Here is a 1,798-nt window from a genome sequence, read left to right on the forward strand (position 1 = left end):
ACCATGACGATCAATGGCGGGGAGGACTATGATTTTAAAATCGAAGATCCTGATAACCCTTCCGCGAGCATTTCCGGGTATATAGAACTGGAACCGCACTGGGGAAGCGATGACCTCGAGTTTTTCTCAGGGACAGGGCCCCATCTGGTAGAGGATTATAACTTTGAGTGTCCGGCACCAACGAATGGCACCTGCGAAGCAGCAGCCAATATAAGGCAACTTTCGGGTACGGCAACATCATATACAGTAGTTGTAATAGAAGACGGAACCGATGTAATAGAAATTTTAAATTTTACTGGAAGTCCTTCGCAGTATAAATATTATGACATTGATGAAACAAAAAGTTATACTTTTGTTTCTCAGGCTGATAACGGCACTTCTGGGTCCGAGGATTATTCTTTGCGTATTGTCCGACCGGATGCAGTTGCACTGAGTTATTATTATTACGGTCGAACTCCTGGAGATGATGTGTCAACGCCAGCTATTAGTAGTTTTGACTGTCCATATTAATATTTGGAGTAAACTAAGAAAAAAAGAGTGTATTCGAAAGGATGCACTCTTTTCTTATGTGTGCTCTTTTTTATATAGAAAAAGTATAGATGATGAAGAGATTAATTTTTATTTTTTTTCATTTGTGTTTTTACAAGATGAATGGCCAGGAGATATATTATAAGCCCCAAATAATTTCTTCTTCGGTTGAAAAATTAGACGCAAAAAACTGTATAAAGAACCTGGTTGATGATTTTGATGATTTACTGATAAGTCCCGAACTAGGTATTTTTGATATGACCTTTCATCCCGACGGGCATCTGTACCTGACTACCCAATACCGGTTACTAAGATATAATGTGTCAACAGGAGAGGTAACGGATACTATATCCATCGGAAACCTAATTAAAGGAGGTACGGATAATTATTTTCTGGCCGCATCGGAAGAAGGGCGTTTTGTAATTAGTGGTGGAACAGATGATTCGGGCATATATGACTATGACCTAAGGAATCGGACTCTTATAAATGAAATTGATGATGTTGGAATTTATGCTGCTAATGCCATATCTGGAATTATAGGGAAGCGTTTTTTTCTAAGCACTGCCCAGAAAGATAGTGAATCCTTTGGAGGAATATGGGATCCGGTAACGAAGGAGACAGAATTAATCAATGTAGTTAATTTGGGTGACTTTACGTATTTTATTTCAGCCTTAGATGTACCGACATGTAGCCCTTTACGAATGATAAATTTCAGGAAACTAAAAGAATCGGATCCGGGAATTTTTAAGCCGGTGGAAATCGACGTAGAATCGGGAATTATTGAAGAAATTTGTCCGGCATTGAGCTATCCGTCGGTATTCTTTGGAATAGCCACCCCCACGGACTTTCGTCAATCCCCCTTACGCATTGACCTGGATGCAGACAACTCTACAGGCCATATCACGGCCGGTTACTACGATACCCTGACGACCTGTATAAAAGAAGCGCCGCTAATGGCAGAAGACATTGAGATCTCCACCTGCGGGGCGGAGGTAGATAGGATCTCCTTCCGGCTGAAATACTACGACCAGCCCCGGTTGCCGGAAGAAGAGATCTACTCGGAAGGCTACGAAGAACAACTGCGTCAGACCTCTGCTTCACGATGGGAGTGGACCAATCCCTACGGGGACGATGAAGACCGGGTCAAAGCATTCCTGCGCAGCCTGCGCTACCGGGCGGACTGGGACCCGTCGGACCCGGAAGAGCGTAGGGAGCGGGCGGTGGCGGTGACCATGCACGTAGGGGAAGACAGCACCTCATCGTGGAGTGT

At 43.7% G+C, this 1,798-nt stretch carries 2 protein-coding genes; both read left to right on the top strand.

The window, feature by feature from the left end:
- Window positions 1-510: hypothetical protein (locus LVD47_RS23245; protein ID WP_236981108.1), on the top strand; the 510-nt coding region annotated here is incomplete at its 5' end.
- 89 nt (window positions 511-599) lie between these two features.
- A partial coding sequence (locus LVD47_RS23250; RefSeq protein WP_236981110.1) for an NHL repeat-containing protein occupies window positions 600-1,798 on the top strand: 1,199 nt, incomplete at its 3' end.

The sequence above is a fragment of the Membranihabitans maritimus genome (assembly GCF_021729145.1).
Classification (GTDB): domain Bacteria; phylum Bacteroidota; class Bacteroidia; order Chitinophagales; family Saprospiraceae; genus Membranihabitans; species Membranihabitans maritimus.